This is a genomic window from Ruegeria sp. A4 (assembly GCF_056543025.1).
Genome location: NZ_JBQGAW010000027.1, coordinates 1 through 832, shown reverse-complemented (window position 1 = coordinate 832; position 832 = coordinate 1). Strand labels below are relative to the sequence as shown.

1 pseudogene is annotated in these 832 nt (G+C 55.0%); it reads left to right on the top strand.

The features are described 5' to 3' along the window. Nucleotides 1–100: 100 nt before the first annotated feature. Nucleotides 101–832, top strand: a pseudogene (locus tag ACR0E2_RS20670) (IS5 family transposase); the annotation flags it as partial.

The window sequence follows — 832 nt, the reverse complement described above, 5'->3', positions numbered from 1 at the left end:
CTAGGCTCAGGATGCATTGATTTTAGCTGCGCTGCGTGACTCACGGCTCCCAGAACGGAGCGGAGACATGAGCGATCTTTATTGACGAACCGACGCACAGATGGCGAAGCTTGTCCCATTTTTCCCGAAGTCGCACAGCAAGCCCCGGGTTGATGACAAAAGGGTTTTGAGCGGGATTATCTTCATCAATCGCAATTGTTTGCGCTGGTGAGATGCCCCGGAAGCTTACGGACCGCACAAAACGCTTAACAGCCGATGGACGCGTTGGAGCGAGAAAGGCATCTTCGCACGGATCATGTCTGGTCTGGCCGCCCAGCATGGCGAAGAGACGACAGTCATGATTGACGCGACCTATCTAAGAGCACACTGCATTGCCACCAGTATGGCCGCAAAAAGGGGGCGTGGCCGACTGATCGGTAGAACCAAGGGCGGCATGAATACCAAGCTGCATGCTATCTGTGATAGCGAGGGTCGCCCGTTCAACCTGTTCGTTACGGCCGGGCAAATCAGTGAATAAATCGGTGCTCGGGCTCTGCTCAGCAGCATACCAAACGTGAATTGGCTTCTCGGGGATCGTGGTTATGACGCCGACTGGTTTCGAGAAGCGTTGAAAGACAAAGGGATACGCGTCTGCACCCCCGGGCGAAAGCAGCGAAAGACGCCTGTCGAGTACGACAAGCGCAGATACAAGCGGCGAAACCGCATTGAGATTATGTTTGGCAGGCTTAGGGATTGGAGGCGCGTGGCGACACGCTATGACCGTTGTCCCAAGGTCTTCCTATCAGCCATCGCACTCGCGGCAACCGTAATTTACTGGTTATGGGTCCTGACC